We start from the raw sequence: 26,585 nt of genomic DNA, 5'->3' as shown, positions 1-26,585 counted from the left end.
TCGACCCGCCAGCGCGCCGACGGGCCTGGCGGGTCGAGACCCGCCCCACGCCTGATCACGCGCCCGACACCGCGTGAACCCGGGCACCGCGCACGTCGGCCGCGTGGGGCCGACCTGCAGGATCCGTCGTTCCGGGCGTAGCGAGGGACGACGGGATTGCCTGGGGTCGCCGGCGCTGTGCGCCGCGGCCAGGCGCCGCGCGGGCGCCATCCACGCCGGCTTCAGGTCGCCGGTACGATGATCGGCACAGCGCCCGACCGGGCGCGCTGTCCGAGGACACGTCCATGCGTCGCTTCCGTCTGCTGTTCCTGTTGCTGCTGGCGCCGGTGCTGGCCGGCTGCGCCAGTTCCCATGTCCTGACCGGCACGCCGCGCGCGCCGATCGATCCGGCCCAGGTGCGCATCTACCACGGTCCGCCGCCCGGCCATTACGAGGAGATCGCGATCCTCAACACCAGCAGCGGTGCGTTGACCTACGGCGAACAGAACAAGGTCGATTCGGTGCTGTCCAAGCTGCGCAACGAGGCCGCCAAGCTCGGCGCCAACGGCGTGCTGTTCCAGGGCACGGCCGATGGCTACGGTGGTGGCGGCGTCAGCGTCGGCGGCGGTGTCGGCCGCGGCGGCGGCCGCACCTTCACGTCCGGCGGCGTCGGCGTGGACATCAGCCCGCGGCAGAAGTACGCCAGCGGCATCGCGATCTGGGTGCAGGATCCGCCGCCGGTCGATGCGCCGCGGGCGCCGGTACAGGAAACGCCCGCGCGCTGAGTCGCGGGGCGAGGGCCGCACGGCGCGCGGCCGGCGGACCCGCGAACCGGCGGCCGCGGGTCAGTGCACGCCGTTCTTGCCGAGCGGCGCGTCCGCCTCCTGCCCGCGCCGCGAGAACAGCGCCAGCAGCGGCGAGGTCATCAGCGTGGTGACGATGGCCATGCCGAACAGCATCGTGAACAGTTCGGGTCCGATCAGGCCGGCGTCGAGGCCGATCTTCAGCACGATCAGCTCCATCAGCCCGCGCGCGTTGATCAGCGCGCCGACCGACAGGCTGTCGCGCCAGCTGTAGCCCGACAGCCGCGCGCCGATGCCGCCGCCGACGACCTTGCCGGCGATGGCGACCAGCAGGATCAGCGCGAACGCGCCCAGTCCGGCGCCGACGAACGCATCGGGCGTGGTGTTCAGGCCCGCGAGGGCGAACACGATCGGCATCAGCAGCAGCATCGACACCGGTTCGAACGCCTTGGCCAGGTGGCGCAGCAGGCGGTCGTCGCGCGGCATCGCCACGCCGAACAGGAACGCGCCGAACACCGCGTGCAGGCCGATCCACTCGGCGAACGCCGCGCAGCCGACCAGGCCCAGCAGGATCGCCACCAGCAGCGTGGGCGAGGGCGGATTCTCCGGCGCGCCGTCGCGGCGGATCAGCCAGGCGTACAGCGGCTTGAGCAGCAGGAAGTTCGCCGCGACCAGCGCGACCGCGCCGGTGGCGATCAGGGCGACGCCGTGCTCGCCGGTGCCGCCGGTCAGCGTCAGCACCACGGCCAGGAAGATCCAGATCGCGCCGTCGTCGATGACCGCCGCGCTCAGGGCGAGGTTGCCGGCGCGGGTGCGGGTCAGGTCGCGGTCCTTGAGGATCCGCGCCAGTACCGGGAACGCGGTGACCGACAGCGCGGCGGCGATGAACAGCGCGAACGGCCAGAAGCCGAGCCCCTCGGGCGCGAACATCGGGTACAGCCACGGCGAGATCGCCAGCCCCAGCAGCAGCGGCAGGGTGATGCCGAGGATGCCGACCGCGCTGGCCGCCTTGACCTGCGCGCGCGAGCCTTCGATCGCGCGCAGTTCCGCGCCGACGATGAACATGAACAGCACCAGCCCGACCGTCGCCAGTGCCGACAGCGAGGGCAGCGACGCGGCCGGGAACAGCGACGCGTGCAGGTCCGGTGCCCAGGCGCCGAACACGATGGGGCCGAGTAGCAGGCCGGCGGTCATCTCGCCGATCACCGGCGGCTGGCCGAAATACCGCAGCACCCAGCCGCAGGCGCGGGCGACCAGCAGGATCACGGCGAGCTGGAGCAGCAGCAGTGCGGTCATCGCGGCGATCCGGTCCGCGGGCGATGTCGGGACGGGCGGGGCGGGGTTGGACGCATCGGATCAGGCGGCCAGTTCGCGGGCGAACCAGTGCTCCGGCAGCATCGCCGGATGCTGGCCGGTGTCGTGGCTGGCCAGCAGCGCGTCCAGCCCCCGGTCGTCGATGTCGGGGAACGATTCGCGCGCCAGCGCCAGTACCTCGGCGGCGAGCTGGCGCATGCCGGCGACCGAGCGCTGGGTGCGCGCGTAGTAGGCGTCGTCGTCGAGCGCGTCGGTCAGCCCGCCGTTCATTTCCCGGCACCACTCGACCTGGTACTGGTCGTAGGCGCGCGCCTGCTTCAGGTCCGGCGCGGCGTCGCGCGTGCCCCAGTCGCGCATCAGCCGCTGCATCGCCAGGTTCAGCGCGCGCCCTTCCGCAAAGGCCGGCTTGAGCCGCGTCAGCATCGACAGGTCGGCCTGGCGGCGGCTGAAGAACAGCGGCGCCAGCAGCGACCAGTAGTAGGCGTAGTCCCACAGCACCTTGACCGGCATCACCTGCGGGTGGCCGAAGATCGGGTACTGGTCCTGGTAGAGCGAGAGCGTGTTCTCGTAGAACGAGAAGTACAGCTGCTGGTAGATGTCGGCGTACTGGCCGATCGGCTCGCCGGCGCGGTCCTTGCGGATCAGCTCGCACACGTAGGTGTTGCTGATCGCGATGAAGTCGCTGCCCGGGGAATAGAACGGGTCGAGGAACAGCCCGGCCTCGCCGGTCAGCGCCCAGCGGTGCTTCGAGTACACCTGCTTGCAGCCGTAGGAGAAATGGCGCAGGAACAGGAAGTCCTGCAGCGCGTACTCGGGTTTGTCCAGCGCCTCGGCGACACGCGGCTGGTGCCGGCGCAGCCAGTCCATCGCCTTCTCGAAGGTGTTCATGGTCTCGAGCGGGTGCATCTTCGCGTCGCAGACGATGCCCAGCGAATGCGAGCCCGAGGCCAGCGGGATCAGCCAGAACCAGTAGCCGGGGCCACACATGTGGTTGGTCGACTTCCAGCGCTCGGCCGGCGCGAAGCGCGTGCGCCAGCCCGGGTCGTCGGACCAGCCGTCGAGGTCCGACTGGCCGTCGATGCGCCACCACACCGCGTTGGCGTCGTGGTCGTTGGCCTGGGCGAGGCCGAGCTTGCGCTTGATCAGGCCGGCGCGGCCGGAGGCGTCGACGACCCAGCGTGCGCGCAGCGTATGGCTTTCGCCGCCGTGGTCGAAGCCGATGGTGTGCAGGTCGTCGCTCTCGGAAAGATCCAGCGTGCGCACCACGGCGCCGTCGCGGAAATCCACGCCGCGTTCGCGCGCGCGGTCGCCGAGGAAGTTCTCGAAGCGGCCGCGGTCGAGCTGCCACGACGGCGTCGGCAGCAGCCGGCTGACGCCCATCTCGCTGCAGTCCTGGACGTCGTACTCGCGGTCGGTGAAGAAATAGCGCAGCCCGTACTTGCGCACCTGCTCGGTTTCCAGGTGTTCGCGCAGGCCCAGCACGTCGGCGAAGTAGTGCGCGCCGATCTCGACCGTCGACTCGCCGACCTTGTGCGCGGCCTCGCGCACCGGGTGAGCGCGGCGTTCCAGCACCGTCACCCGCAGGTCCGGCTCGCGGTCGCGCAGCTGCAGCGCGAGGGTCAGCCCGGCGAGGCCGCCGCCGAGGATCAGGATGTCGGTGTCGACGGGTGCTTGGGTCACTGTACTCATCCGTGGTGATGGAGTCGGGGGTGGGGCCGCGTGCCGGCCGCGTCGTCGGCGTCGTCGATCACCGGCGGACGACTGCGCGCCCGTCGATACTCGCGCAGCACATGGCCGTTCGCCAGCACCTGGCCGACGACGTGGGTGGTGATGCTGCGCAGGTCGTGGAACAGGCGGAAATGGCTCTTGCGGAACCGCTCGCCCGACCCCGCGCTGTGGTAGCGCGATTCGACCGGCACCGATACCACGCCGCAGCCCAGTCGCCGCGCGGCGGAGATCAGGATCTGCGCCTCGAACACGAAGCCTTCGCCGGGCACGTCGGTCATCGCGATCACGTGGCCCGGATACAGGCGCTGGCCGCTCTGGCTGTCGACCATGCGGAAGCCGCAGGCCCAGGCGATGCCCCAGTCGCCGAAATCGTTGCCGATGCGGCGGTACCACGGCTGGGTGCTGCGCTTCTGCAGCCGGGCGCCGTTGACGATGGCATTGGGATGGCGGTTGGCGGCATCGATCAGCCGCGGGACGTCGCTGGCGCGGTGCTGGCCGTCGCCGTCCATCGTCACCACCGCCGCGCAGCCCTGCCGCACCGCCTCGGCGAAGCCCGAACGCAGCGCAGCGCCCTTGCCGCGCCGCTGCGGATGCCGCACCAGCGTCACCGGCAGGGCGGCGACGATGTCCGCGGTCGCGTCGTCGGAGCCGTCGTCGACGACGATCACCCGGTCGCAGTGCGCCAGCGCTTCGCCGACGACCTCGTCGATGCGCAATGCCTCGTTCAGCGCCGGGATCAGGATCGCGACATTGCCGCGGTGCAGGCGCCCGCTCACGCCTGCGCTCCCGCGTCGACGATCTCCAGCGCCAGCAGGCGGTGCGGGCCGGCGCACAGCTGCGCGCGGTCGCGGCCGGCGGCCAGCGCGTCGAACAGCGGCAGCATCTGCGCCATCGCATTGCCGGCGCAGCGCAGCGCCAGCGGGCCGGGCGCGGCATCGTCGGCGCCATCGCGCAGCTGCGCCCGCAGCCGCGGGCCGGGGCCGTCGCGGCTCAGTACCAGTGCGCCGCCGAGCAGGCCCTCGCTGCGGGTCACCGTGCCCAGCGGGCCGGTCGCGGCGGTGTCGTAGGCGGCCAGCAGCACCGCGTCGGCGCCGGCGGCCAGCTGCAGCATCGCCTCGAGCAGGCCCTGGGCGAAGGTCGCGTCGAAGGCGCTGATCGCGGTGGTCGCGGCGGTGCAGCCGTTACCGATGGTCCAGTAGCCGGCGGCGGCGTTGTGCACGGAGTTGTGGAACTTCGTCGGCGAGATCGCCGTCGGGTCCTGGGCCAGCGTCGCGCACATGTAGTCGGTGATCGCCAGGTCGCCGTGGGTCGAGGCGAACACCGACGGCAGCACGGCCGGGTCGCGGCCGGCGTCGCGGCAGGCGGCCTGCGCGACCTCCAGCGCGACCGCGACCGAACCCGGCGCGCGCCGGCGCTCGTTGGGCGCCAGCAGCTGCGGCGACGGTTTGGCGGGGGCATCGGCGGGCAGGCTGCCGTCGGCGGCGAAGGCGCGTGCCGACGCCCAGTCCGGCAGGCCCGGCGCCCAGAAGCCGATGCCGGCGATCGATGCGGTCAGCGCGCCGGATGCGGTCATGCCGCGGCCGCCCTGCCGAACACCAGCGCGCAGTTGTTGCCGCCGAAGCCGAAGGCGTTGTTCATCGCGTAGCGGATCTTGGTGTCGGCGTTGTCGAAGCGGATCTGCGGTCCGCAGGCCGGGTCGCGCACCGCGCTGTTGAGGATGCCCGGCAGCACGCCGTGCTCGAGCGCGAGCAGCGCGAACACCGACTCGACGATGCCGGCCGCGCCGAGGGTGTGCCCGGTCCAGCCCTTGGTCGAGCTGGCGTGCAGGCTGGCGGGGAACAGGCCGGCGACGGCCTGCGCCTCGACCGCGTCGTTGGCCGGGGTCGAGGTGCCGTGCAGGCTCAGGTAGCCGACCTCGGCGGCGTCGATGCCGGCGCGCGCCAGTGCATCGCGCATCGCCAGCGTCGCGCCCAGCCCGCCGGGATGCGGCGACGACATGTGGTGGGCGTCGCTGGATTCGCCATAACCGCGCAGCTGCAGCGGCGCATCGCCGGCATCCTCGCGTTCCAGCAGCGCGTAGCCGCCGGCCTCGCCCAGCGACAGGCCGTCGCGGCCGGCATCGAACGGGCGGCATGGCGCGTCCGACACCAGGCCCAGGGCGTTGAAGCCGTACAGCACGCTGCCGCACAGGGTGTCGACGCCGCCGACCAGGGCGGCGTCGACCACGCCGGCCGCGATCATCCGCGCCGCCTGTGCGAACACCTTCGCGCTCGACGAGCACGCGGTGGCGACGGTGATGCAGGGGCCGCGCAGGCCGGTCGCGTGCTGGACGAAATCGCCGAGCGAATGCGGCGTGTGCACGATCGGCCGCGCCAGGTCGTCGGGGAACCGCGGGGTGCCGTCGGCGTCGGGCAACGCGCGCGCATAGGCTTCCTCGCTGGCGCCGATGCTCGAGGTCGAGGTGCCGACGACCAGTGCGACGCGGTCTGCGCCATGGCGTGCGACCGCCGCCTGCAGCGCGTCCAGCAGGCCGTCCTGCTGCAGGGCGAGCCAGGCCAGGCGGTTGTTGCGGCATTCCCAGCGCGACAGCGCCGACGGCAGCGCAGCGTCCTCGAGCCCGTCGACGCGTCCGATCCAGGTCGGCAGCGGCGCATCGCCGAAATCGTTGCGGCGCAATCCGCCGCGCCGGTTGCGCAGTGCCTCGAGCTGCGCGGCGTTGCCGCGGCCGAGCGCGGTCGTGGCCGTGTAGGCGCGGATGGCAATGGCCGGCATCGGCGACAGCGACTGCGATGAGGGCACGCGGCGGGTCCAGGACAGAAGGCCGTGGAGTATAGCGAGCGGCCCGTGACGCTAGACTTCAGGGAATACCCCAATGGACGCCGGTGCGCACCGGTGCTTCCCGATGCCCCGCAACCGCCTGCAACACCGGCTCAGGATGCTGAACGACCGCGACGCCCTGCATTCGCTGGGCGTTGCCGCGGCGGCCTGCGTGCTGAGCCTGGGGCTGGTCTACGTCGGCTATTTCGTGCACGTGCTGCGCATCGCCCGCAACGCGCCCTGCGCGCCTGAACGCGGCGAGTGCGTGCTGCTGTTCGGCAAGCATGCGCCGGCCGGGCGGCCGGATGCCGATTTCGAGGCGCGGCTGGCGCGCGCCGCGACCGTCTGGGCGACGCGGCCGCCGCAGCGGATGCTGCTGCTCGGCGGCGGCCCGGCCGGCACGCGCACCGAGGCCGCGCTGGCCCGCGATGCGCTGCTGGCCCGCGGCCTCGGCGCCGACGCGCCGCTGCTGGTCGAGGACCAGTCGCGCGACACCCTGCAGAACCTGCGCAACGCCCGCGCCCTGCTTGCCGCCGCGGCGGGCGACGCCGCCGCGCCGGTACGCGCCGGCGTGCACGTGACCCTGCTCAGCAGCCGCTATCACCTGGCGCGCTGCGCGCTGTTCGCGCGCCAGCTCGGATTCGACTGGGAACTGTGCGCGGCCGAATCGCGCTGGTCCTGGCATCCGCTGGCGCTGTGGCGTGTGGCCGGCGAGGCGGCCTATGTCTGCTGGGTCGACGTGGGCACGCGCTGGGCGCGGCTGATCGGCCACCGGCGCATGCTCGCAAGGATCAGCTGAGCGGGCCTTCCAGGCGGATCAGCCGGGCGGTCGACGTTATGCTGGGCCCGGCGACGCAGGCGGGAGGCGGCATGGGCAGGACAGGGACGCTGGACGTGACGCGGGAAGGCGCATGCGCAGTGCGGCGCCATGCGGTCGCGACACTGGGGTTTGCGCTGCTTTCGAACGCGCTGCTGTGGGGCGCGGCGGCGCCGGTTGCAGCCCAAGCCGACGCCGCAGCCGCCGTCGAGGCGCGCTTCATGTACGACCGGAGCCTGCAGTTGCGCTTCCCGGCGGCGATGCAGGTCTGGGACAACAGCGTGGAGCGCCAGGCCGTGCGCCTGCAGCCGGCGCTGCCGGCGACCTGCAGCTGGGCCAGCGACACGCAGCTCGACTGCCGCTTCGACGGCGCCGGACCGGCGCTGGCGACGCGCTACCGCATCGAGGTCGCCGGCCTGCGCACGCAACGCGGCGACGCCTGGCCGGCGACGACGGTGCATGTGGAGACGGCGCGTCCGCAGCTGATGCTGCGCCAGCAGGGCTGGGTGGACGGCATGCCGTCGCTGCAGCTTTGGAGCAACGTGCCGTCGACCGCGGACGCGGTGGCGCAGGTGCTGCGGGTGACCGTGGACGGGGTGCCGGTCGCGGTCGACCCGGCATGGGTCCGGCGGCGCGACGACGGCGCCGGCTACGGCATGTCGTTCGACCTCGCCCTGCCGCCGATCGCGGGCCGGGACCGGCGGCTGGCGCTGGCGGTGGTGCCGGGACTGCGCAGCAGCGCCGGGCCGCTGCCGGGCACGCAGGCCCGGACCTTGCTCGATGCGCTGGTCAACGAAACCTTCCGCCTGCGCGGCGGCCACTGCAGCGGCCGCCACGGCGTCGCCGCCGCGGAGGTGGCCGACGGCGCGCTGGCCCTCGACTGCCTGGCCGGCGAGCCGGTCGAGCTGGCGTTCTCGCGCCCCCTCGACGGCGCCGCGCGTCGCCGCTTCGTCGCGTCGCTGCCGGCCACGGCGGAGTTCCTGGGATGGGGGCACGGGCAGTGGCGCCAGTTGCCGCGGGACGCGCTGGCGATGCAGCCGGGCGACCATGCGCGCCTGCGCATCCGCGCGCCCGATGCCGACGTGGCGTTCGCCCTGCCGGCGGACCTGCGCACCGACGGCGATGCGACGCCGGTCGCGCCGGTCCGCATCGTGCTGCGCGCCGGTCCCTTCCCGCCGATGCTGCAGGCCGCGCGCAGCCATGCGCTGGTCGCCGACGGTCGTGCGCCGCCGGTGCTGGCGCGGCTGTACAACGCGGCGCCGGTGGAGATCGACGAGGCCACGCTCGCCGGCGATGCCCGCACCGCCAGGTTCCACACCGCCGAGGCGCGTGGTGCGGACCGGCAGCCCTTGTCCTCGCCATCGGCGCTCGCTGCGCTGGCCGCCGGCGGCTGGGTGCAGTGGATGCCGGCACCGGCAAGCCGGCATGCGCAGCCGATGGAATTCGCCGCGCCGGGTTTCGACCTGGCCGCGGTCGCCGGCCGCCGCGAGGTGCTGGCCTGGGCGAATGCCTGGGACGCCGATGCGCCGGTCGCCGGTGCCCGCGTCGAACTGCTGTGGCGCGAGCGGGCGGACGCGCAGCCGCGCGTGGTCGCGCAGGCCCGGACCGGTGCCGATGGCGTCGCCCGGCTGCGGCTGCCGGACGATGTCGCGCTGCCGACGCGCGACGTGCGGGCCGGATCGTCGCCGATGTGGCTGTTGCGCGCGACCCATGGCCGCGGGCGCCAGTTGCAGCGCGCGGTGCTGCCGGCATGGCGGCAATGGCAGCACGACGTACGCCTGGGCGAGGACGCGCCGGTGCGGACGTGGGGCGTGTCCGACCGGCCGCTGTACCGTGCCGGCGACAGCGTCCAGTACCGGCTGTGGCAGCGCCAGCGCAGCGGCGGCCGGCTGCTGCGGCTCGACCCCGCGCAGCGCGGGCCGCGCGAACTGCAGTTGTTCGAACTCGACCGCGGCAAGACCATCCTGCGCTGGACCGCCACGCCCGATGCCGACGCCGGCTTTGCCGGCACCTTGCCGTTGCCGGTGCACCTTACCGACGGCACCTACTGCATCGGCCGCGGCGACGCGCCGGATGCACGCGCGCAAGGTGCCTGCTTCTTCGTCGGTACCTACCGTGCGCAGGACCTGTGGGCCGGGGCGACGGCCGACGCGGCACGCGTGCTGCGCGATGGCGACACCTTCGCCGTCGATTTTGAGGCCGGCTACTACTCCGGCGGGCCGGCCGCCGGCATCGCCCTGTCGCAGGTGAGCACCCGGCTGACGCCGCTGCCGCTGCAGCAGGCGTATCCGCAGTATTCGGAATACACCTTCGTCGACGTCTTCGACGGCGACAGCGATGCCGTCGTCCTGGCCGATGCGGATGCGCCGCCGCCGGCCACCGACGCGGACGGGCGCGCGCGCATCGCGCGCCCGGTGGCGTTCACCGCGTCCGGCGACGACGCGCTGCCGCCCGCGTTCGGCGAACTGCGGCTGGTGGCGGAGATCCGGCCCGACGACCGCGAGGCCACGGCAAGCAATGCCGCGACCGCGCGCTACAGCCGCTTCGACCGCTTCGTCGGCCTGCAGGTCGCGCCGCGCCGGCTCGACGCGCGCACGCCGGTGACGCTGCAGGGCGTGGTCATCGACGCCGATGGCCAGGTGCAGGCCGGGGCGCCGATCGAGGTCGAGGTGCAGTATCTGCCCGGCTTCGCCGCCGACGCCGCGCCGCAGGCACTGGCACGCTGCATGGTGCCGGCCGGCGAGGCGGCCGCCTGCGAATTCGCGCGTGCCCGGCCCGGGCGCTACCGCCTGCTCGCGCGCAGCGGCGACGCCGCGCCCGCGGAGGTCGTCCGCTACGTCTGGGGCGATGGCGGCCACGACACCGCGGCCGCGGCAGTGGAACCCGGTCTGGAACTGGTCGAAGCGCCCGACAGCGCCGGCGCGCCGGCCCACGTGCTGCTGCGCCAGCCGCACGCCCGCGTGCGGGTGCTGTTCGTGTTCGCCAGCGGCGATGCCATCGTCGGCCACCGGGTCGAGACGGTCGACGGCAATGTCGCCGGCATCGGCCTGCCGACCGATCCCGCCTGGCGTGGCACGCCGACCCTGCACGCCTTCGTCCGCAACGCGGCGCCCGCGGCGGTCCAGGACGGCTGGCGCAGTCCGGCGCCACTGCTCGAGCTCGATGTCGAGCTGCCGTTGCCGCAGTCCGGTCCCGCCGCGCCGCTGGAACTCGCGTTCGATGCGCCCACCGCGGCACCGGGCCAGGCGCGCACGCTGGTGCTGCGCAATACCGGCGACGCGCCGCGCGACGTGGCGCTGGCGGTGGTCGACGACGCGCTGCGTGCGCTGGCCGCCGATTACCTGTCCTACACCGATCCGCAGGGGCCGCAGTGGCTGGGCCGCGACTGGCGCTGGCAGGAACGGCTGGGCAGCGCGTCGTTCGCGGACTGGGCGTCGTCGTCGCCGTGGACCCGGCGGCTGCCGTGGCGCGATGGCGACCCCGCGCCGGACGAGGACTGCGCGGCCTATGTCGACGCCGCGGCGCAGGCGCGTTGCGAGGTGCCGGTGATGTTCGACGATGCGTACGCGGCTGGCGCACCCGCGCCGCCGGCCCCACCGGCGCCGGCCATGGACATCGGCGCGAGCGTCGAGGGCGGCGCGTCGCTGGACCGCGTGCAGGTCACCGGCTCGCGCATCGACCCGGAAAAGGCGCAGGGCGAGGGCGCGCAGCCACCGCACGCGCCCCATGAACAGCCGCCATCGCTGCAAGCACCGGGTGACCCGCTGTACGCGCTGGCACGGCTGCGCACGCGCTTCGCCGACACCGCGCTGTGGCTGCCGGTGCTGCGGCTGGCACCGGGCGAGACCCGCGAGATCGCGCTTGCGCTGCCGGACAACCTGACGCGCTGGCGCGCGGTCGCGTGGAGCAGCGACGCCGACGACGGTTTCCACGTCGCCGAGGCCACGCTCGAGGCCGGGCTGCCGCTGGAAGTGCGGCTGCAGACGCCGGTGCGCTTGTATCCGGGCGACCGCGCGCGGCTGGCGGCCAACCTGCGGCAGGGTAGCGATACGCCGCTGGACGCGACGGCCGAACTGCGCGTCGACGGCCTCGCGCCGCCGGCGCAGGCCACATCCACCGTGGCCCTTGCCGCGCGCGGGCAGGCCGGCATCGCGCTGGAGATCGCACCGGCGGCGCCGGGTGGGCTGCGCGCGGTGGCCGCGGCCGACAGCAGCGTCGGCGGCGACGCGGTCGCGGCGGACATCGAGGTCGCCTCGCCGACGATCCGCGGGCGCCGGCTGCAGGCCGGCTGGCTCGGCGAAGCGCCGCTGGCGCTGGACCTGCCGCAGCTGCCGGACGGCGCGCACGACGCACGCCTGCACATCGCGCTGGTGCACGGCATCGACGGCCTCGTCGAACGCTGGACCGGCGACCTGCGGGTGTATCCGCACCGCTGCTGGGAACAGATCCTCAGCCGCGCGGTCGCCGCGGCGCTGGCGATCGAACGCGGCGACACCGCTGACTGGCCGGAAGCGCAGGCTGCGGTCGACGAGGCGCTGGCCAATGCCGCGGTGTTCCAGGACGGCAGCGGCGGCTTCCGGTTCTTCGCCGACGACGACGGCGCGATCCGCAACGCGTCGCGGCCGCCGGTCGCGTTGACCGCGTACTCGCTGCAGGCGCTGGACCTGCTGCGCGAACTCGGGCATCCGGTCGATGCCGAACTCGTCGCGCGCGCCACCGGCGCACTCGAACGCACGCTGCAGCGCCCGGTCGACCGTGCCGACGCGGCCGCCGTCAACGAGATGGCGCTGGCCGCCGCCGCGGTGCCGTCGGCCGACCCCGCGCTGCTCGATGCGCTGCGCCTGCGCTGGGCGGAGCTGGCGATGCCCGCGCGGCTGGCGCTGACCGGGGCGATGGCGCGTGCCGGGCATCCGGCGCTCGCCGACACCACCGCGACGCTGCTGGCGCAGGCACCGGCGCGTGGCGAGACGCGGGTGCTGCAGGCCGGTAGCGGTCTCGACCGCTGGATGGGATCGCCGATGCGCGAGCAGTGCGCGCTGATCGGACTGCTGCGCACGCACCCCGGCGAGTCGGCCACGCGCCGCGCGCTGATCGCGGGGCTGAGCGACCTGTACGGCGGCGGCGTGAGCGCGGTCGACACCCAGACCGGCGCGACCTGCCTGCTGGCGCTGCGCGACCTGGCCGGCCGGCGCGGCGCATCGGAAGTCGCGCTCGCCATCGATGGCGACGACGGCACGACCACGCGACTGGCGCTTGCGCCCGGCGAGGTCCGCAGCGACTGGCAGGGGCCGGTGCCGGCTGGACGGTCACTGCGCCTGACGCCGCAGGGCAGCGGCGCGACCCCGGCCGGCTACATCGCCGAGGTCGACTACCTCGAGGACGCGCGGCAGGCGCGCGAATCCGCGGTCGGCTTCTCGATCCTGCGCCGCTACGAGGTGCTGCGGGACGGCGCCTGGGCCGGTATCGACGGCCTGCGGCTGCGCGATGGTGACTGGCTGCGGGTGATCCTGGCCGTGCGCACCGCCGCGCCGCGGCATTACGTCGCCGTGACCGACGTGGTGCCGGGCGGACTGCGCCCCACCGACCTTGCGCTCGGCGCGCTGGCCGGGCTCGACCTGGAACGGGTTTCGGGTACCGGCAGCCACTGGTTCGGCACGCGCCGGCTGGATCCGCGCACGCCGCGCTTCTACGCGGAGTACCTGCCGCCCGGCGAACACGTGCTGCATTACTTCGCGCGCGTCGGCAACACCGGCGACTACCTCGCCGCGCCGGCCACTGCCGAGCTGATGTACGGCGGCGCCAGCAACGCGCGCACCGCGGCGCAGCGCATCGTCATCGATGCGGATGCGCGCTGAACGCAGGCAATGCCGTGCCCCTCACCCCAACCCCTCTCCCGCAGGGAGAGGGGCTGCACGCCGGCGCCGGTTCCCGTACGGAAGGTGCTGCTGCCGTGCAGGACGTGCTGCCGGCAGTCGCGAACCCTTCTCCCTCCGGGAGAAGGTGCCCCGAAGGGGCGGATGAGGGTGCTGTTCCGCCACGACCCGCGATGCCGAGGGGGCGAGAGACCCCCCCCCCCGCGAACGCAGGCGATGCCGTGCCCCTCACCCCAACCCCTCTCCCGCAGGGAGAGGGGCTGCATGGCCGCGCCCGTTGCGTGCAAAAAGTGCTGCCGGCGGTCGCGAACCCTTCTCCCTCCGGGAGAAGGTGCCCCGAAGGGGCGGATGAGGGCGCTGTTCCGCCACGACCCGCGATGCCGAGGGGCGAGAGACCCCCCGCGAACGCAGGCGATGCCGTGACCCTCACCCCAACTTTTCTCCCGCAGGGAGAGTGGCTGCATGCCCGCGCCCGTTGCGTGCAAAAAGTGCTGCCGGCAGTCGCGAACCCTTCTCCCTCCGGGAGAAGGTGCCCCGAAGGGGCGGATGAGGGCGCTGTTCCGCCACGACCCGCGATGCGGGTGGAAAAGGGGTGCGGGCGGCGCAGGCGATGTCCCGCGTCAGCGCTGCGCCGGAATGAACTGCGTCTCCACCGCCTCGGCCAGCTGGTCGGGCGGCAGCAGGCCCTGGTCGAGCAGGAAATTGTTGAACGCGCGCCGGTCGAACTTCTCGCCCAGTGCCAGTTCGGTGCGCATGCGCAACTCGAGGATGCGGGTATAGCCGTAGAAGTAGCTGGTCGCCTGGCCGGGCATGGTGAAGGTGTAACGGTCCAGCTCCTGGCGGACCATCGCCGGCGACAGCACCACCTCGTCGGCCAGCAGGCGGCCGGCGGTCCCGCGGTCGGTCAGGCCCAGGTTGAGCATCGGGTCGAGCATCGCGCGCGCGGCGCGCAGCAGGCGGAACTGCAGTGCGATCAACTGGCCGTCGAGCGGCTCGTAGGGCACCAGCTCGGCTTCGGCGTACAGCGCCCAGCCTTCGACGTTGACCGAGTTGAACGCGAACATCGAGCGCGCCAGCGAGACGCCGCGCTCGACCATCGCGGTGAACTGCAGCTCATGGCCGGGCCGGCCCTCGTGCGCCGACAGCGTCCAGCGCGCCGCGGCGTAACTGAAGTCGTCGTAGGCATTGCCCTCGCCGTCGCCGCCGGGATTGCCCAGCGGTAGCACGAACGTGCCCTGCTGGCCTGTGTTGCCGACCAGCGGCGCCGGTAGGAAGTGCGGCCCTGGCGAGGCGGCCGATTCGGCGGCCGAGCCGAGCCGCATCTGCATCGGCCGTCGAGGCACGTCGACGATGGCATTGGCCTCGATGATCGGGTCGATCGCGTCGATGACCTCGCGGTAGCTCGCTTCCAGCCGGTCGTCGGGAATCGCGTCGCGCTTGAGCGCGCGGATCACGTCGCGATAGTCGCGGGCCTCGATGCCGTTGGCTGCGGCGACCAGCGGCGCCAGCTGCTGCATCTGCGCGCGGATCTCCATGTAGGCCAGCTGCGCGCGCTGCATCAGCAACTGCGGGTCGATGTCGGTGCCGTACTGCTTGAGCCCGAACGCGTACAGCTCGGGCGGCAGCCGCGTGTCCTCGCGCGCCTGCGGCAGCACGGTGGCCCGGGTCCACGCGGCGTACTCGGTGATCTCCCTGTCGATCGCATCGAGCGCCGCGTCGGCATCGGCGCCGGCAATGCCGGCGTCGGCGAACAGCTTGCGGATGCCGGCGACGTAGGTGTCGGCATTGTCCAGCGATCGCTCGACCTCCAGCCGGGTCGGCGGCAGCAGGTCCGGATCCGACAGCCGTTCTTCATAGCGCTGCCGCGCCAGTTGCGTGATCGGCGTGCTGCCGTCCGCCAGCCCGGCATAGCGTTGCAGTCGGTCGAGCGCCCTGGCCCTGCGTTCGGGCGGGGTCTGCGCCGACAGCAGGCTGTTGAGGCCGCCGAACACCAGCTGCGGCGCGTCGGACCACGGCAGCAAGTAGCGCTCGTCGAGCGTGCTGCCCTCGATGCTCTGGTCGATGCTGGCCAGCAGGATCTGCAGGTCCTGGCGCACGTTGGGGGCGCGTTCCAGTTCCAGTTGGGTCTGCAGCTTCGCGCGCGCGCCCGACAGCGCTTCGCGATAGCGGCGCGGGTTGTCCGGGCCGAGGTCGGCGACCTGGTCGTCGTAGCCGGGGATACCGAAGAAACCCACGTACTCGGGCCGGAACGGGGCATGCGCGTCGATCAGGATCTGCGCCAGCTGGTTGCTGCGTTCGACCCAGGCCGGGGCCGTGGCCGGCGCGGTGTCGCCGGTGGTGGTGGCGGTATGCGCGGCGTTGCCGTGGGCGCTGGCCGCCAGCGGCAGGGCCAGCGCGATCGCGAGGACGAACGGTCTGGCGGCGGGTGGCCTCGGGGCAGAACGTTTCATGGTGGCTCCGGATGCGCGGGTCGGTGGGCAACCGTAGGCGGCGATGGGGGCGCAGGCAATGCGCCGTTGGTCACGGCACGGCGTCGGGCGCGACCGGTTCGCCGTTCTGGACCAGCCAGACGATCTTCTGGTCCTGACCCACGAACAGCAGGTTACGGTACGTCCATTGCCGTTGCGAGCGGCTGGCATCGACGCTCAGCATGCCGCGTCCCTTCGGTCCGATCAGCGTGATCATCAGGTCGGCCTTGCCCGAGCCGCCATCGCTGCTCGACTTGTCGACGGAACCGAACGGCATGAAGCCTTCCTCGATCGGCTCCCCCAGCGCGGCGATCACGCCGGGGTGCGCCCGCGCCTGTGCGACCGCGCCGGTGTAGACCTCCGACGAGCGCATCGACGTGCGCACGCCCAGCACCAGCGTGCCGACGCCGCCGGCCACCACCGCGAAGGCGACGACCACCGTCAACGGCATGGCCCACTTCCAGTGCCGCTGCCACCAGCCGCGCGGAGGTGGCGGCGACGATGCGGCCTGCGGCGGCGTGGGCGGCAGGGGTGGGGGCGTGGACGGTCCGGACGACGGCATGCTGGACAAGGCGGCGTTCCTGTCTGCGGCGGTGGAGGGCGGCATCTGATGCGTGTCGCGACACTGGCAGGATAACGCGCCGGCTGCCGGAACCCGCCCCGAGCCGGGCCGTGCCGTCAGCGCAGCAGGCAGCGCGCCAGGAACGCCTCGCTGAGCCGGTAGCGGTGCAGCGCGTCGCGGCCGCGCAGGCCGTGCTTGGCACCGGGATAGGTCATCAGTTCGAACGGGGTGCCGGCCTGTTGCAGCTGGCTCATCAGCTGGGTCGAATTGGTGAACAGCACGTTGTCGTCGGCCATGCCGTGGATCAGCAGCAGCGCATTGGGGCGGATGTTGCCGGCGTGGGTGAACACGCTGGCCTCCTTGTAGCCTTCGACGTTCGCGGCCGGCAGGTTCATGTAGCGCTCGGTGTAGTGGGTGTCGTACAGCGCCCAGTCCGCGACCGGCGCGCCGGCGATGCCGCAGGCATAGGCGTCGTGCGCCTTGGCCAGCAGCATCAGCGTCATGTAGCCGCCGTTGGACCAGCCGTTGACGGCGATGCGCTCGCCGTCGACCCACGGCTGCGCGCGCAGCCATTCGACGCCGCGCACCTGGTCCTCGACCTCGACGGTGCCCTGCTTTCCATACAGCGCACCGCCGAATGCCGCGCCGCGCCGCGGCGTGCCGCGGTTGTCGAGCGAGAACACCACGTAGCCCCGCTGCGCGAGGTACTGGTGGAAGCTGGCGTCTGCGCGGCCCGGCCAGGTGTTGAGCACGGTCTGCGCGGCCGGCCCGCCGTAGACGAACACGACGACCGGATGCGGTTTCGCCGGGTCGAAGTCCGCCGGCTTGATCAGCGACCAGTGCAGCGGCGTGCGGCCGTCGGCGGCGGTCAGCGTGCCGAACTCGGTCGGGCGATGCGCGGCGCGGTAGGGCGCATACGGATGGTCCGGCGCCGACAGGTCGTTCTCCAGCAGCGTGGCGATCTTCTCGCCACTGGCGCGGTGCAGCGCGATCTGCGGCGGCGTGGTGGTGTTCGACCAGCTGTCGACGTAGACCGAGGCGTTGCGCGCGAAGCTGGCGGCGTGCATGCCGGGTTCGGTCGACAGGGCGCGCACCTCGCCGCCGTCGAGCGCGACCGAGAACAGCCGCGACTCGGTCGGCAGCGCGGTCGCGGCGCCATCGTCGAGCGACAGGCCGGCGCGGAAGTAGACCAGGCCCGACGCGGCGTCGACCGCCAGCAGTTCATCGACCGGCCATTCGCCGCGGGTCAGCCGGGTCAGTTGGCGACCGTCCTCCGATGCGAGGTACAGATGCTGGAAGCCGTCGCGCTCCGACGACCAGACGAAGCGGCCGTCGTCGAGGAAGCGCAGGCTGTTGTGCAGCGGCACCCAGGTATCGCTGCGTTCGGTGATGAGGGTGCGCTGCGCACCGGTCGCCAACGTGGTCTCGACCAGCTCCAGCGTCTGCTGGTCGCGCGACTGGCGCTGGAAGGTCAGCCGCTGCGGGTCGCGCCACTGCACCCGGGCGAGGTAGATGTCGGGATCGGCGCCGAGATCGACGGTCGCCGCCTCGCCGCCCTGCGGCGCGACCACGTGCAGCGAGATGCGCACGTTGGCGTCGCCCGCCGCCGGATAGCGCTGCTCGACGACCTCGGTGCGGTCCGGATAGACCTCGTAGCGCTTCTGCACCGGTACCGGCGACTCGTCGATGCGCGCGTAGGCGATCGCGCTGTCGTCGGGCGCCCACCAGTAGCCGGTGTGGCGGTCCATCTCCTCGTCGGCGACGAACTCGGCGACGCCATTGCCGATCGTGTCGCTGCCGTCGCGGGTCAGCTGGCGCGGCGTGCCGCTGGCCAGGTCGATGACCCACAGGTTGCGGTCGCGGACGAAGCTGACGAACCCGCCGCGGGGCGAAAGCTTCGGATCGGTCGCGAAACCTTCGCCGTCGGTGAGCTTGCGCACCGCGTCGCTGCCGGTCTTCGCCAGGTCGTAGAGGTACAGCTCGCCGCCGAGCGGGAACAGCAGCGTGCGCGCATCCGGCGCCCACTGGTAGTCGACGATGCCCGACTGGCCGGCGATGCGCTGGCGCTCGCGGCGCGCCTTCTCGGCGTCGCTGAGGGTTTCCTCGCCCGGCAGCACCACCCTGGAATCGACCAGCATCCGGGTCTGGCCGCTGGCGATGTCGTACTCCCACAGGTCCAGCCGGTTGCGGTCGTCGTCGCGCCCGCGCAGGAATGTGACCCGCGACCCGTCCGACGCCACCTGCGGCTTCATCAGCGTCGGCCCGGCCAGCGGCGCGTCGCCGGTGATGGCTTCGAGGGTCAGGCGGCCGTCGGTGGGCGGCGTGGCGGGTTGGGCGGAGGCGGTCGTGGCGAGCATCAGGGCGGTGGCGGCGAGCAGGGAGCGCATGGCGGGTCCAGTGGAGCGATGGGGTCCAGTGTATCGGGTGCGCTTCATGGCGGGCTGACGGCTTCCCGCCATTCGAACTCCACGCCACGCGCAGCAGCATCCCCTGCCAACCGTCCGACTGCGGCAGCCTCTGGAAGGTCCGAAGCAGCCACTGACCCGGAATCCGGATTGCGATCCGCTCCTCGAAGGATCGAACGCGCACATCCGCGTTTTTTGGAAAGTCATTTCGGGCCGAAATTCCTGCAAAACGCCTCCTTCGGCTTGATCACCCGGAGCAGGTGCCCTGCCTTTCGATCGCATCTTTGTAACCCGGAGTTCTGTTCCCCCGATTCAAACAGCTTCGCCGCCAGTCCATGCCGAGCAGGTGGCGGAAGTTGAGGGGTGCCGTCTCGTCCTCACCGCGTCGGACGGGTGCCTTCCACCCAGCTTCTCAGGACATCTTCCGCCATAGACCATCCAGCCGACTTCCGTTCGCTGCCATGACCGCTAGACTCCGGCTCGGAAGAGCAGTCGATCCGGCGCGTTGCACGACACGGGCTGGATGCAGTCGACGCAGGTCCCTAGGTACAAGGAGGTTACGGTGATACCCATCGAACGCACGTTCAAGGACGCACTGGGCGCCACGGTCATTCAAAGCCGCATGCGTCCCGCGCCTGGCAGGCTGGGGTTCGAGAAGCAGTTGTTCCCGGGAATCGAGGTCGGGCTTGCCGGCTGGCAGCGCGCCCACAGCCAAGGCAACGGCACGGGATTCGAGAGCCCGCACGCCATCCGCTACGCACCTGAGGAGGTCAACCAGCAGTTCCAGCGCCTGGGAATAGAGCGCTACCTGCGGGAGCTCTTCGAGCTGAAACCGCCGGATGTCGAGCTCTGGCTCACCACGGTGACCGCCACCCACCCCCGGACGCTGCGGCTCAAGGAGATCCAGTACCGCGTCGATGCCGTGAAGGGGGGCTTGACCCGCAGGATTTTCGAAGCCGGCATCGAGGTGGCGGACCAGAAGATCAACCCGCGCGTCACCATCAGCGCCACGCCCTTCATTAATACGCGCTAGTTTGCCGGGGCTCGGCTGCCGGCGAATCCGTGAATGACTTTCTGGGTGCGTCGTGCGGATTTGGTGCTGGATCGGTGGTGCATGACGTGGTCAGGTTCTGAGGTTTTCCAGCGTTTTATGCTGTCAGCGATCATTTGATCGCAGGAATAACGGTGTCAGGTGAGTTATTCGTGCATCCAGCCCAATGCAAGACATGCCGTCAGACCTGGGCCCCGTCGCGCCGCGCCGCATGCCGCTCCCGCCAGCGCCGCCAAGCGCCCGGCGGTGCGTCGGGGTGCGGGCGCGGCTCGCCGGGGGCGACCGGCAGGCCGACGTCGGGGCGTCGCAGCACGATCCAGAAGGCGATCAGCAGGCCGACCACCACCAGTGCGGCGCCGACGGTGCCGACGTCGCGCAGTGCGATGCGCTCGCTGACCTGGCTGCCGAGCAGGGCGCCGCCGCCGATGCCGACGTTGTAGATCGCCGAGTAGATCGCCATCGCCACGTCGGTGGCCTCCGGCGCGCGTTCCAGCACGCGCGCCTGCATCGCCAGGCCGAACACCAGGATCGCCGGGCCCCACAGCGCGCACAGGGCGATCAGGGTCCAGTGGTGGTGGCTGGCCGTGGCCAGCAACAGCAGGCTCAGCGCGATCATCGCGATCGCGCCGACGAAGATCGGATTGGAGTGGCGCGCGTACCAGCGCCCGAACAGGATCGTGCCGGGGATGCCCATGCCGCCGAACACCAGCAGCAGGATCGTGGTGTCCTTCGACGACAGGCCGGCCACGGTCTGCGCGTAGGGTTCGATGTAGCTGTAGGCGGTGAAGTGGCCGGTCACCACCGCGATGGTCAGCAGGTACAGCGCGACCAGCACCTTGCGCCGGAACAGCAGCGGCAGGCTGGCCAGCGAACCGACGTTCTGCGACGGCAGCGGCGGCAGCAGCAGGCGCAGCGCGACCATCACCAGCGCCGCGACCGCGCCGATCGCCAGGAAGGTGGTGCGCCAGCCGATCAGATCGCCGATCACGTGCCCGGTCGGGATGCCCAGCACCATCGCGATCGAGGTGCCGGCCGCCAGCAGGCCCAGCGCCTGCGCCTGCTTGCCCGGCGGCGCGGCGCGCACCGCCAGCGAGGCGGTGATCGACCAGAACACCGCATGCGAGAACGCGATGCCGATGCGCCCGGCCACCAGCACGGCGAAGCTCTGGGCCGTGCCGCAGACCACGTGGGCGGCGATGAACAGCGCCAGCGTGCCCATCAACAGGCGCCGGCGCTCGATCGCGCGGGTCATCAGCATGAACGGAAGCGAGGTCAGCGCGACGACCCAGGCATAGATCGTCAGCATCAGCCCGACCCGGGTGACCGGCATGTCGAAGCCGGCGGCGATGTCGCTCAGCAGTCCGACCGGGACGAACTCGCTGGTGTTGAAGATGAAGGCCGCCAGGGCCAGTGCGTAGACGCCGCTCCACGCGCGCCGGTTCGTGGGGAGGGCTTGTGACATGCCGGGGGATCTCGGGGCTGGCGGGAACATACGGAGTCAAGTGCACAGAATGAGGCACTTGGAGTGAAGCACGCGAAATGGGGCGTGCGATATGGGGCACGCGACGTGGCGCATGGCTGGCGGGGCGGAAGCGGCGCGCCGGCCCGGGCCGGGCGTCGTCCGCAAGCGTGGCTGTACAGTGGACAGGCTGCCGCGACCCAACACATGCCGCGCGGCTTTCGTGCCGACGCAGCTGTCGGCGCCGACGCCCGCGCAGCGGGCGCGATGACTGTGGTCGATGTGCCGCCGGTTGAATCGGGAGCGCCCGATCGATCGCTCCCGCAGGCCTGGGTGTGCATCCGGCGCGGCCCGGTCGCGGCCACGGGCCGCTCCTGCGGACGGGCAGCAACTCTAGCGCTGGCCGAACAGGATCTTCCTCTCTTCGTCGCTGATCGGCTTGCCGGCATCGGGATTGACCTGTTTCGCCAGCGCGTACGCGCGCTGCGTCGCCGGGCGCGCGGCGATGCTGGCGTGCCAGCGCTGGACCTCCTGGTAGGGCGTCATGTCGATCGGCGCGCTGTCGTAGACGCCGATCCACGGATAGGCGGCCATGTCGGCGATCGAATAGTCGTCGCCGGCGAGGTAGTCGCGTCCCTTGAGCTGGGTGTCGAGCACGCGCAGCAGGCGGTGGGTCTCGTTGGTGTAGCGCTCGATCGCGTAGGGGATCTTCTCCGGCGCATAGACGTTGAAATGGCCGTACTGGCCGCTCATCGGGCCGAGCCCCGCCATCTGCCAGAACAGCCATTCGAAGGTCAGCATGCGCACGCGCGGGTCGCTGTCGAGGAAGCGGCCGGTCTTGTCGGCGAGGTACAGCAGGATCGCGCCGGACTCGAACAGCGGCACCGGGTCGCCGCCATCGGTCGGCGCGTGGTCGACGATCGCCGGGATCTTGTTGTTCGGCGAGATGGCCAGGTATTCCGGCCGGAACTGCTCGCCCTTGCCGATGTCGACCGGGCGCAGCGTGTAATCGAGCCCGGTCTCCTCGAGGAACAGCGAGACCTTGTGGCCGTTGGGGGTGGGCCAGTAGTAGAAGTCGATCATCGGGCGGGTTTCCGCGGCGGGAGATCGGCCAGTCTAGGCCGCGCGCCGCGACGTGGGATCCGGCAGGGACGGACACTGCGTTGCGCTGCCGCACTGCCGTGCGGACGACCGGCCAGACGCCGCCGCCCGGGCAGGGCGACGGATGTGCACTGCCGGCGCGGCTATTGCGTCTGGCAATCCAGCCGGTGCGCGGCTTCGGTGCCGATGCGCACGTCGGCCAGGCCGAGCGCGAGACCCGCACCCGAGCGCAGCGCGAACGGGGTCTGCACGCGCTCGGGGTCGAGGCCGGCGGCGGCCAGGCACTTCAGCGGCACGCCCGCAGTCGTCCATTCGCCGCGTGGCAGCGACGCCAGCCACGGGCCGATCGCAAGCTCGCCCGTGCAGCCTTCGCCACAACCGGCATACAGCGCCACGTCGCCAGCGTCCGGCAGTGCGTCGACGCGCAGCGTCGCGACCAGCAGGGCGTCGCCGTTGGTCTCGCGGTGCAGGTCGATCGGCGACGGCGACAGCAGTTCGGCATGCGCGTTGCCGGTCCAGGTCAGCAGGCGCGCGCCTTCCTGGGTCTGGTAGTCGACGCCGGCCAGGGTCAGCGTGCCGTCCGGGGTGGCGACGCGGGCGTGCAGCGCGTCGGCGCCCTCGCCGTCGCTGCCGGTCAGCACCAGGCGCAGGCCCGGTCCCGGGACGCCCTGCTCGAAGAACGTGCCGGTCTGGCCGTCGTCGGCGCTGATGCCCGGGTCCTCCGGCAACGCGTCGAGGTTGCCGTCGTCGGCATAGCTCAGGCCGAAGCCGTAGGCGAACAGCGGGTCGTAGTCCGCCTGGCCCACGTTGTTGGCGTACTGGTCGGCGCGGCGCGGCCACGAGAAGGCGAGCTTGCCCTTGAAGTCGTGCTGCGGCTGGCCGTCCTGGCCGCGCAGCAGCACGTCGGCGATGCCGGCGCCTTCGCCGCCCGGCAACCACGCGGCGACGAAGGCGTCGGCGGCGTTGAGCTCGCGGTTCATCCACAGCGGGCGGCCGCTGAGGAACACGGCGACGACCGGAATGCCGTCGGCCTTGAGCCTGCGGATCAGGTCGAGGTCGCGGTCGTCGCCGGGCCGGTAGAGCAGGTTCGGCAGGTCGCCGAGGAATTCGGCATAGGGGTCCTCGCCGAACACGACGATGGCCACGTCGGGTTTCTGCCGGTAGTTGCCGTCGATCGCCAGCTCGGCGCTGCCGCCGGCCGCGCGCACCTGCGCCTGCAGGCCTTCCCAGATCGTGTCGGCGTTCGGGTAGTCGGCGCGCCTGGTGCCGGTGCCCTGCCAGTTCAGCGTCCAGCCGCCGGACTGCTTGCCCATGTCGTCGGCGCCGTCGCCGGCGACGAGCACGCGCTGGTTCGCAGGCAACGGCAGCAGCCCGCCCTGGTTCTTCAGCAGCACCAGCGATTCGCGCACCGCCTGGCGCGCGACCGCGCGGTGTTCGGGCGCGCCGAGCAGTTCGAACCTGCCGCCGAGCGCGCGTTCGGACGGCCTGGGTGCGTCGAACAGGCCCATGCGCATCTTGACCCGCAGGATGCGGCGCACCGCATCGTCGAGGCGTGCCATCGGGATCTCGCCCGACTGCACGTGCGCCAGCGTGCTGTCGTAGAGCTCGCGCCAGCTGTCGGGCGCCATCGCCAGGTCGAGGCCGGCGTTGAAGGTCGCGGCGCAGTCGGTGTTGCTGCAGCCGGGGATCTGGCCGTGGCCGTTCCAGTCGCCGACGATCAGGCCGCCGAAGTGCATGCGGTCCTTGAGCACGTCGGTCAGCAGGCCCTTGTGGCCGTGCAGCTTCTCGCCGTTGAAACTGTTGAACGAGGCCATGACGCCCTGCGCGCCGGCCGCGATCGCCGGCGGATAGCCGGCGCCGTGGATGTCGCGCAGCTCGGCCTCGCTGACCCGGGTATCGCCCTGGTCCTTGCCGCCGGTGGTGCCGCCGTCGCCGAGGAAGTGCTTGACCGAGCTCATGACCCGGGTCTCGCCGAGGAAGTCGGCGTCGCCCGGCTTGCCCTGCAGGCCCTCGACGAAGGCGCCGGCGAAGCTGGCGACGAGTTCCGGATCCTCGGAATAGCCTTCGTAGCCGCGACCCCAGCGGTCGTCGCGCGGCACCGCGACGGTCGGCGCGAAGGTCCACTCCATGCCGGTGGTGCGGGTCTCGACCGCGGTGATGCGCGCGATCTCGCGGATCAGGTCGACGTTGCGCGTCGCGCCCAGGCCGACGTTGTGCGGGAACAGCGTCGCGCCGACCACGTTGCTCTGGCCGTGCATGGCGTCGATGCCCCACAGCACCGGGATCGCCTTGCCGCCGCCGCTGGTGTCCATCGACGCTTCCCAGTACGCGTCGGCCAGCGCCAGCCAGTCGGACGGCGGCGCGTCGTAGCGGCCGCCGGGATCGGAATTGCCGCCGGCCAGGATCGAGCCGAGCCGGTACTTGCGCACGTCGTCGGGGGTCATGAAGGCGATGTCGCCCTGGATGATCTGGCCGACCTTTTCCTCGACGGTGAGCGTGGCCATCAGCGCGTCGAGGCGCTGTTCGAGCGCGGCGTCGTCGGCGAACGGCCATGCGGGCTGCGGCCAGTTCGCCGGATCGACAGTGGCGCTGTGCGTCGCGTCGCCGTCCGTGGCCTGCGCCGCGACCGGGGCGGGCGGCGCATCGTCGCGAGCGCATCCGGCAACGACGGCAAGTGCCAGCAGCGTCGGCAGCAGCAGGGCGCGCGGCGGGCGGGCGGAGAAGGGCGTGGACTTCGTCGGGACGGTGTTCATCGAGGGTTTCCTGGCAGACACCGGCGATGCCGGCGGAGTCGAGGACAACGGGAGCGGCGCGATGGGGGGAAGGGATGACAGCGTTGTCAGGCGGGAGCAGAATAGCCCGGACGCGATGGCAAGGCTTGCTGCAGGGCCGCAAAAGACGGGCCGCGGCGGAATTCGCGGGCTGCGTGCGCCGCTGGCGTGCGACGACGGCAACGGGGAGGGCAGGATGCAATCGATCGCCATCGCGGCCACGGCCGTGCATCGGGCCGCGCCCGCGTCGTGCGCCGGTGCATTCCGGCTGCCGCGGGTGCCCCCCGTCGGACTCTGGCAGAATCCGCACCCGGGGAGATCGGGATGATGTCCGGGCAGAACACAATGCGCGTGCGGATCGAGGATGTGGCGGAAGCGGCGGGCGTGTCGATGAAGACCGTCTCGCGCGTGCTCAACAACGAGCCCAACGTGTCCGCGCAGACCCGCAGCCGGGTCGAGGCCGCCGTCGAGAAGCTGAACTATCGCCCGTTGGCATCGGCGCGCGTGCTGGCCGGGCGCCGGTCGTACCTGGTGGCGATGCTCTACGACAACCCGTCGAGCAACTACCTGATGGAAGTCGAGCTCGGCGTGCTGGATGCGTGCCAGGCGCAGCACTACAACCTGATGCTGGCGCCGCTGGTCTACGACGCCAAGGACATCGTCAGCAAGGTGGAGTCGCTGATCCTGCAGTCGCAGCTCGACGGCGTGGTACTGACGCCGCCGATCACCGACGACGCGGCGCTGCTCAGGCGACTGGACGAGCTGGACGTGCCCTGGGCCAGCATCTCGCCGCAGGAAAAGAACCGCCGGATCGGCGTCGTGGTCGACGAACAGACCGCCGCCAGCGACATGGTCGAACATCTCGCGGCGCTGGGCCACCGCCGCATCGGCCACATCAAGGGCCATCCCGCGCATGGCGCGAGCCGCTGGCGGCTGGCCGGCTATCGCGCGGGCCTCAAGCGCGCGGGCATCGCCTACGACCCGGCGCTGGTGGTCGCGGGCGAGTTCTTCTACGACTCGGGTTTCGCCGCGGCCAACCGGTTGCTCGATCTCGCGCAGCCGCCGACCGCGATCTTCGCCGCCAACGACGACATGGCCGCCGGCGCGATCTGCGCGATCTGCGAACGCGGGCTGTCGGTGCCGCGCGACATCTCGGTCTGCGGCTTCGACGACACCCCGATCTCGCGGCACATCTACCCGGCCCTGACCACGGTGCACCAGCCGATGCGCGACATGGGGCGGCTGGGTGCCGGCGAGTTGCTGAAGGTCATCCGCGACCGCGGTGCCGGCGGCATCGTCGAGGTGCCCTATGCGCTGAAGATCCGCCGGTCCACCGGGCCGGCGCCGGCGTGACGACCGGTCCGCGTTGCGCGCACGCGTAGCCGTCGCCCGGGCACCCGGCGGCATCGCGCGGTCGTGTGGCGCTGGCCCGCAACG

18 protein-coding genes are annotated in these 26,585 nt (G+C 72.1%); 7 read left to right on the top strand and 11 right to left on the bottom strand.

The genetic code is table 11. From position 1 onward, the window contains the following. Window positions 1–284 precede the first annotated feature (284 nt). The gene (locus LDO26_RS03510) at window positions 285–764 is read left to right on the top strand and encodes a DUF4156 domain-containing protein (protein ID WP_232129683.1); all 480 of its coding nucleotides are present in this window, start codon (window positions 285–287) and stop codon (window positions 762–764) included. A 60-nt stretch (window positions 765–824) separates the two neighbouring features. On the opposite strand, the gene LDO26_RS03505 is transcribed toward LDO26_RS03510, so the two are convergent. Genes LDO26_RS03505 through LDO26_RS03485 form a run of 5 tightly spaced genes read right to left on the bottom strand, consistent with a single transcriptional unit; the run spans window position 825 to window position 6,596 of the window. Continuing rightward, on the bottom strand, window positions 825–2,078 hold the full coding sequence (locus LDO26_RS03505; protein ID WP_232129682.1) for a cation:proton antiporter: 1,254 nt from the start codon (window positions 2,076–2,078) through the stop codon (window positions 825–827). A 60-nt stretch (window positions 2,079–2,138) separates the two neighbouring features. Further along, on the bottom strand, window positions 2,139–3,776 hold the full coding sequence (locus LDO26_RS03500) for an NAD(P)/FAD-dependent oxidoreductase (RefSeq protein ID WP_232129681.1): 1,638 nt from the start codon (window positions 3,774–3,776) through the stop codon (window positions 2,139–2,141). A 5-nt stretch (window positions 3,777–3,781) separates the two neighbouring features. Next, window positions 3,782–4,600 carry a glycosyltransferase family 2 protein gene (locus tag LDO26_RS03495; RefSeq protein ID WP_232129680.1) on the bottom strand — a complete coding sequence of 273 codons (819 nt, stop codon included), beginning with the start codon at window positions 4,598–4,600 and terminating at the stop codon, window positions 3,782–3,784. Beyond that, window positions 4,597–5,397: a beta-ketoacyl synthase chain length factor gene (locus LDO26_RS03490; RefSeq protein WP_232129679.1), complete on the bottom strand. Its 801-nt coding sequence runs from the start codon at window positions 5,395–5,397 to the stop codon at window positions 4,597–4,599. The genes LDO26_RS03495 and LDO26_RS03490 overlap by 4 nt, the downstream gene beginning before the upstream one ends. Beyond that, entirely contained in the window at window positions 5,394–6,596 is a 1,203-nt protein-coding gene (locus LDO26_RS03485) for a beta-ketoacyl-[acyl-carrier-protein] synthase family protein (RefSeq protein WP_232129700.1), read from the bottom strand. Before LDO26_RS03485 ends, LDO26_RS03490 begins: the two co-directional genes overlap by 4 nt. Before the next feature lie 130 nt (window positions 6,597–6,726). Between LDO26_RS03485 and LDO26_RS03480 the strand changes: the two genes are divergently transcribed. Together LDO26_RS03480 and LDO26_RS03475 are read left to right on the top strand one after the other, a co-directional pair. Then, a complete protein-coding gene (locus LDO26_RS03480) occupies window positions 6,727–7,440 on the top strand; it encodes an ElyC/SanA/YdcF family protein (RefSeq protein ID WP_232129678.1) in 714 nt (237 codons plus the stop codon). A 71-nt stretch (window positions 7,441–7,511) separates the two neighbouring features. Beyond that, window positions 7,512–13,313 carry an alpha-2-macroglobulin family protein gene (locus LDO26_RS03475; RefSeq protein ID WP_232129677.1) on the top strand — a complete coding sequence of 1,934 codons (5,802 nt, stop codon included), beginning with the start codon at window positions 7,512–7,514 and terminating at the stop codon, window positions 13,311–13,313. Window positions 13,314–13,951: 638 nt separating this feature from the next. Here LDO26_RS03475 and LDO26_RS03470 read toward each other — a convergent pair. Both LDO26_RS03470 and LDO26_RS03465 read right to left on the bottom strand, forming a co-directional pair. Beyond that, window positions 13,952–15,781 (bottom strand): DUF885 domain-containing protein, encoded by a 1,830-nt coding sequence (locus LDO26_RS03470; RefSeq protein WP_232129676.1) that lies wholly within the window; start codon window positions 15,779–15,781, stop codon window positions 13,952–13,954. Window positions 15,782–15,851: 70 nt separating this feature from the next. Further along, window positions 15,852–16,250: a cytochrome c oxidase assembly factor Coa1 family protein gene (locus tag LDO26_RS03465; protein WP_232129675.1), complete on the bottom strand. Its 399-nt coding sequence runs from the start codon at window positions 16,248–16,250 to the stop codon at window positions 15,852–15,854. Here LDO26_RS03465 and LDO26_RS03460 point away from each other — a divergent pair. Beyond that, window positions 16,249–16,410: a hypothetical protein gene (locus LDO26_RS03460; RefSeq protein WP_232129674.1), complete on the top strand. Its 162-nt coding sequence runs from the start codon at window positions 16,249–16,251 to the stop codon at window positions 16,408–16,410. The two genes, LDO26_RS03465 and LDO26_RS03460, sit on opposite strands and share 2 nt — an antisense overlap. Before the next feature lie 67 nt (window positions 16,411–16,477). On the opposite strand, the gene LDO26_RS03455 is transcribed toward LDO26_RS03460, so the two are convergent. Next, entirely contained in the window at window positions 16,478–18,748 is a 2,271-nt protein-coding gene (locus tag LDO26_RS03455; protein ID WP_232129673.1) for a S9 family peptidase, read from the bottom strand. A 580-nt stretch (window positions 18,749–19,328) separates the two neighbouring features. On the opposite strand from LDO26_RS03455, the gene LDO26_RS03450 reads away from it, so the two are divergent. Further along, window positions 19,329–19,799, top strand: a complete 471-nt coding sequence (locus tag LDO26_RS03450; RefSeq protein WP_232129672.1) for a polymorphic toxin type 4 domain-containing protein — start codon at window positions 19,329–19,331, stop codon at window positions 19,797–19,799. Between the two features lie 199 nt (window positions 19,800–19,998). On the opposite strand, the gene LDO26_RS03445 is transcribed toward LDO26_RS03450, so the two are convergent. The 3 genes from LDO26_RS03445 to LDO26_RS03435 form a co-directional block, all read right to left on the bottom strand. Then, on the bottom strand, window positions 19,999–21,279 hold the full coding sequence (locus tag LDO26_RS03445; RefSeq protein WP_232129671.1) for a sugar transporter: 1,281 nt from the start codon (window positions 21,277–21,279) through the stop codon (window positions 19,999–20,001). A 390-nt stretch (window positions 21,280–21,669) separates the two neighbouring features. Next, a complete protein-coding gene (locus LDO26_RS03440) occupies window positions 21,670–22,359 on the bottom strand; it encodes a glutathione binding-like protein (protein ID WP_232129670.1) in 690 nt (229 codons plus the stop codon). Window positions 22,360–22,520: 161 nt separating this feature from the next. Next, entirely contained in the window at window positions 22,521–25,130 is a 2,610-nt protein-coding gene (locus LDO26_RS03435; RefSeq protein WP_232129669.1) for a glycoside hydrolase family 3 protein, read from the bottom strand. Here LDO26_RS03435 and LDO26_RS03430 point away from each other — a divergent pair. Beyond that, window positions 25,105–25,476: a hypothetical protein gene (locus tag LDO26_RS03430; RefSeq protein WP_232129668.1), complete on the top strand. Its 372-nt coding sequence runs from the start codon at window positions 25,105–25,107 to the stop codon at window positions 25,474–25,476. The two genes, LDO26_RS03435 and LDO26_RS03430, sit on opposite strands and share 26 nt — an antisense overlap. After that, window positions 25,476–26,501 (top strand): LacI family DNA-binding transcriptional regulator, encoded by a 1,026-nt coding sequence (locus tag LDO26_RS03425; RefSeq protein WP_232129667.1) that lies wholly within the window; start codon window positions 25,476–25,478, stop codon window positions 26,499–26,501. The genes LDO26_RS03430 and LDO26_RS03425 overlap by 1 nt, the downstream gene beginning before the upstream one ends. Window positions 26,502–26,585: the final 84 nt, after the last annotated feature.

This window comes from Proluteimonas luteida (genome assembly GCF_021191695.1).
Taxonomy (GTDB): domain Bacteria; phylum Pseudomonadota; class Gammaproteobacteria; order Xanthomonadales; family Xanthomonadaceae; genus Luteimonas; species Luteimonas luteida.
This window is presented reverse-complemented; position numbering and strand designations above follow the sequence as displayed.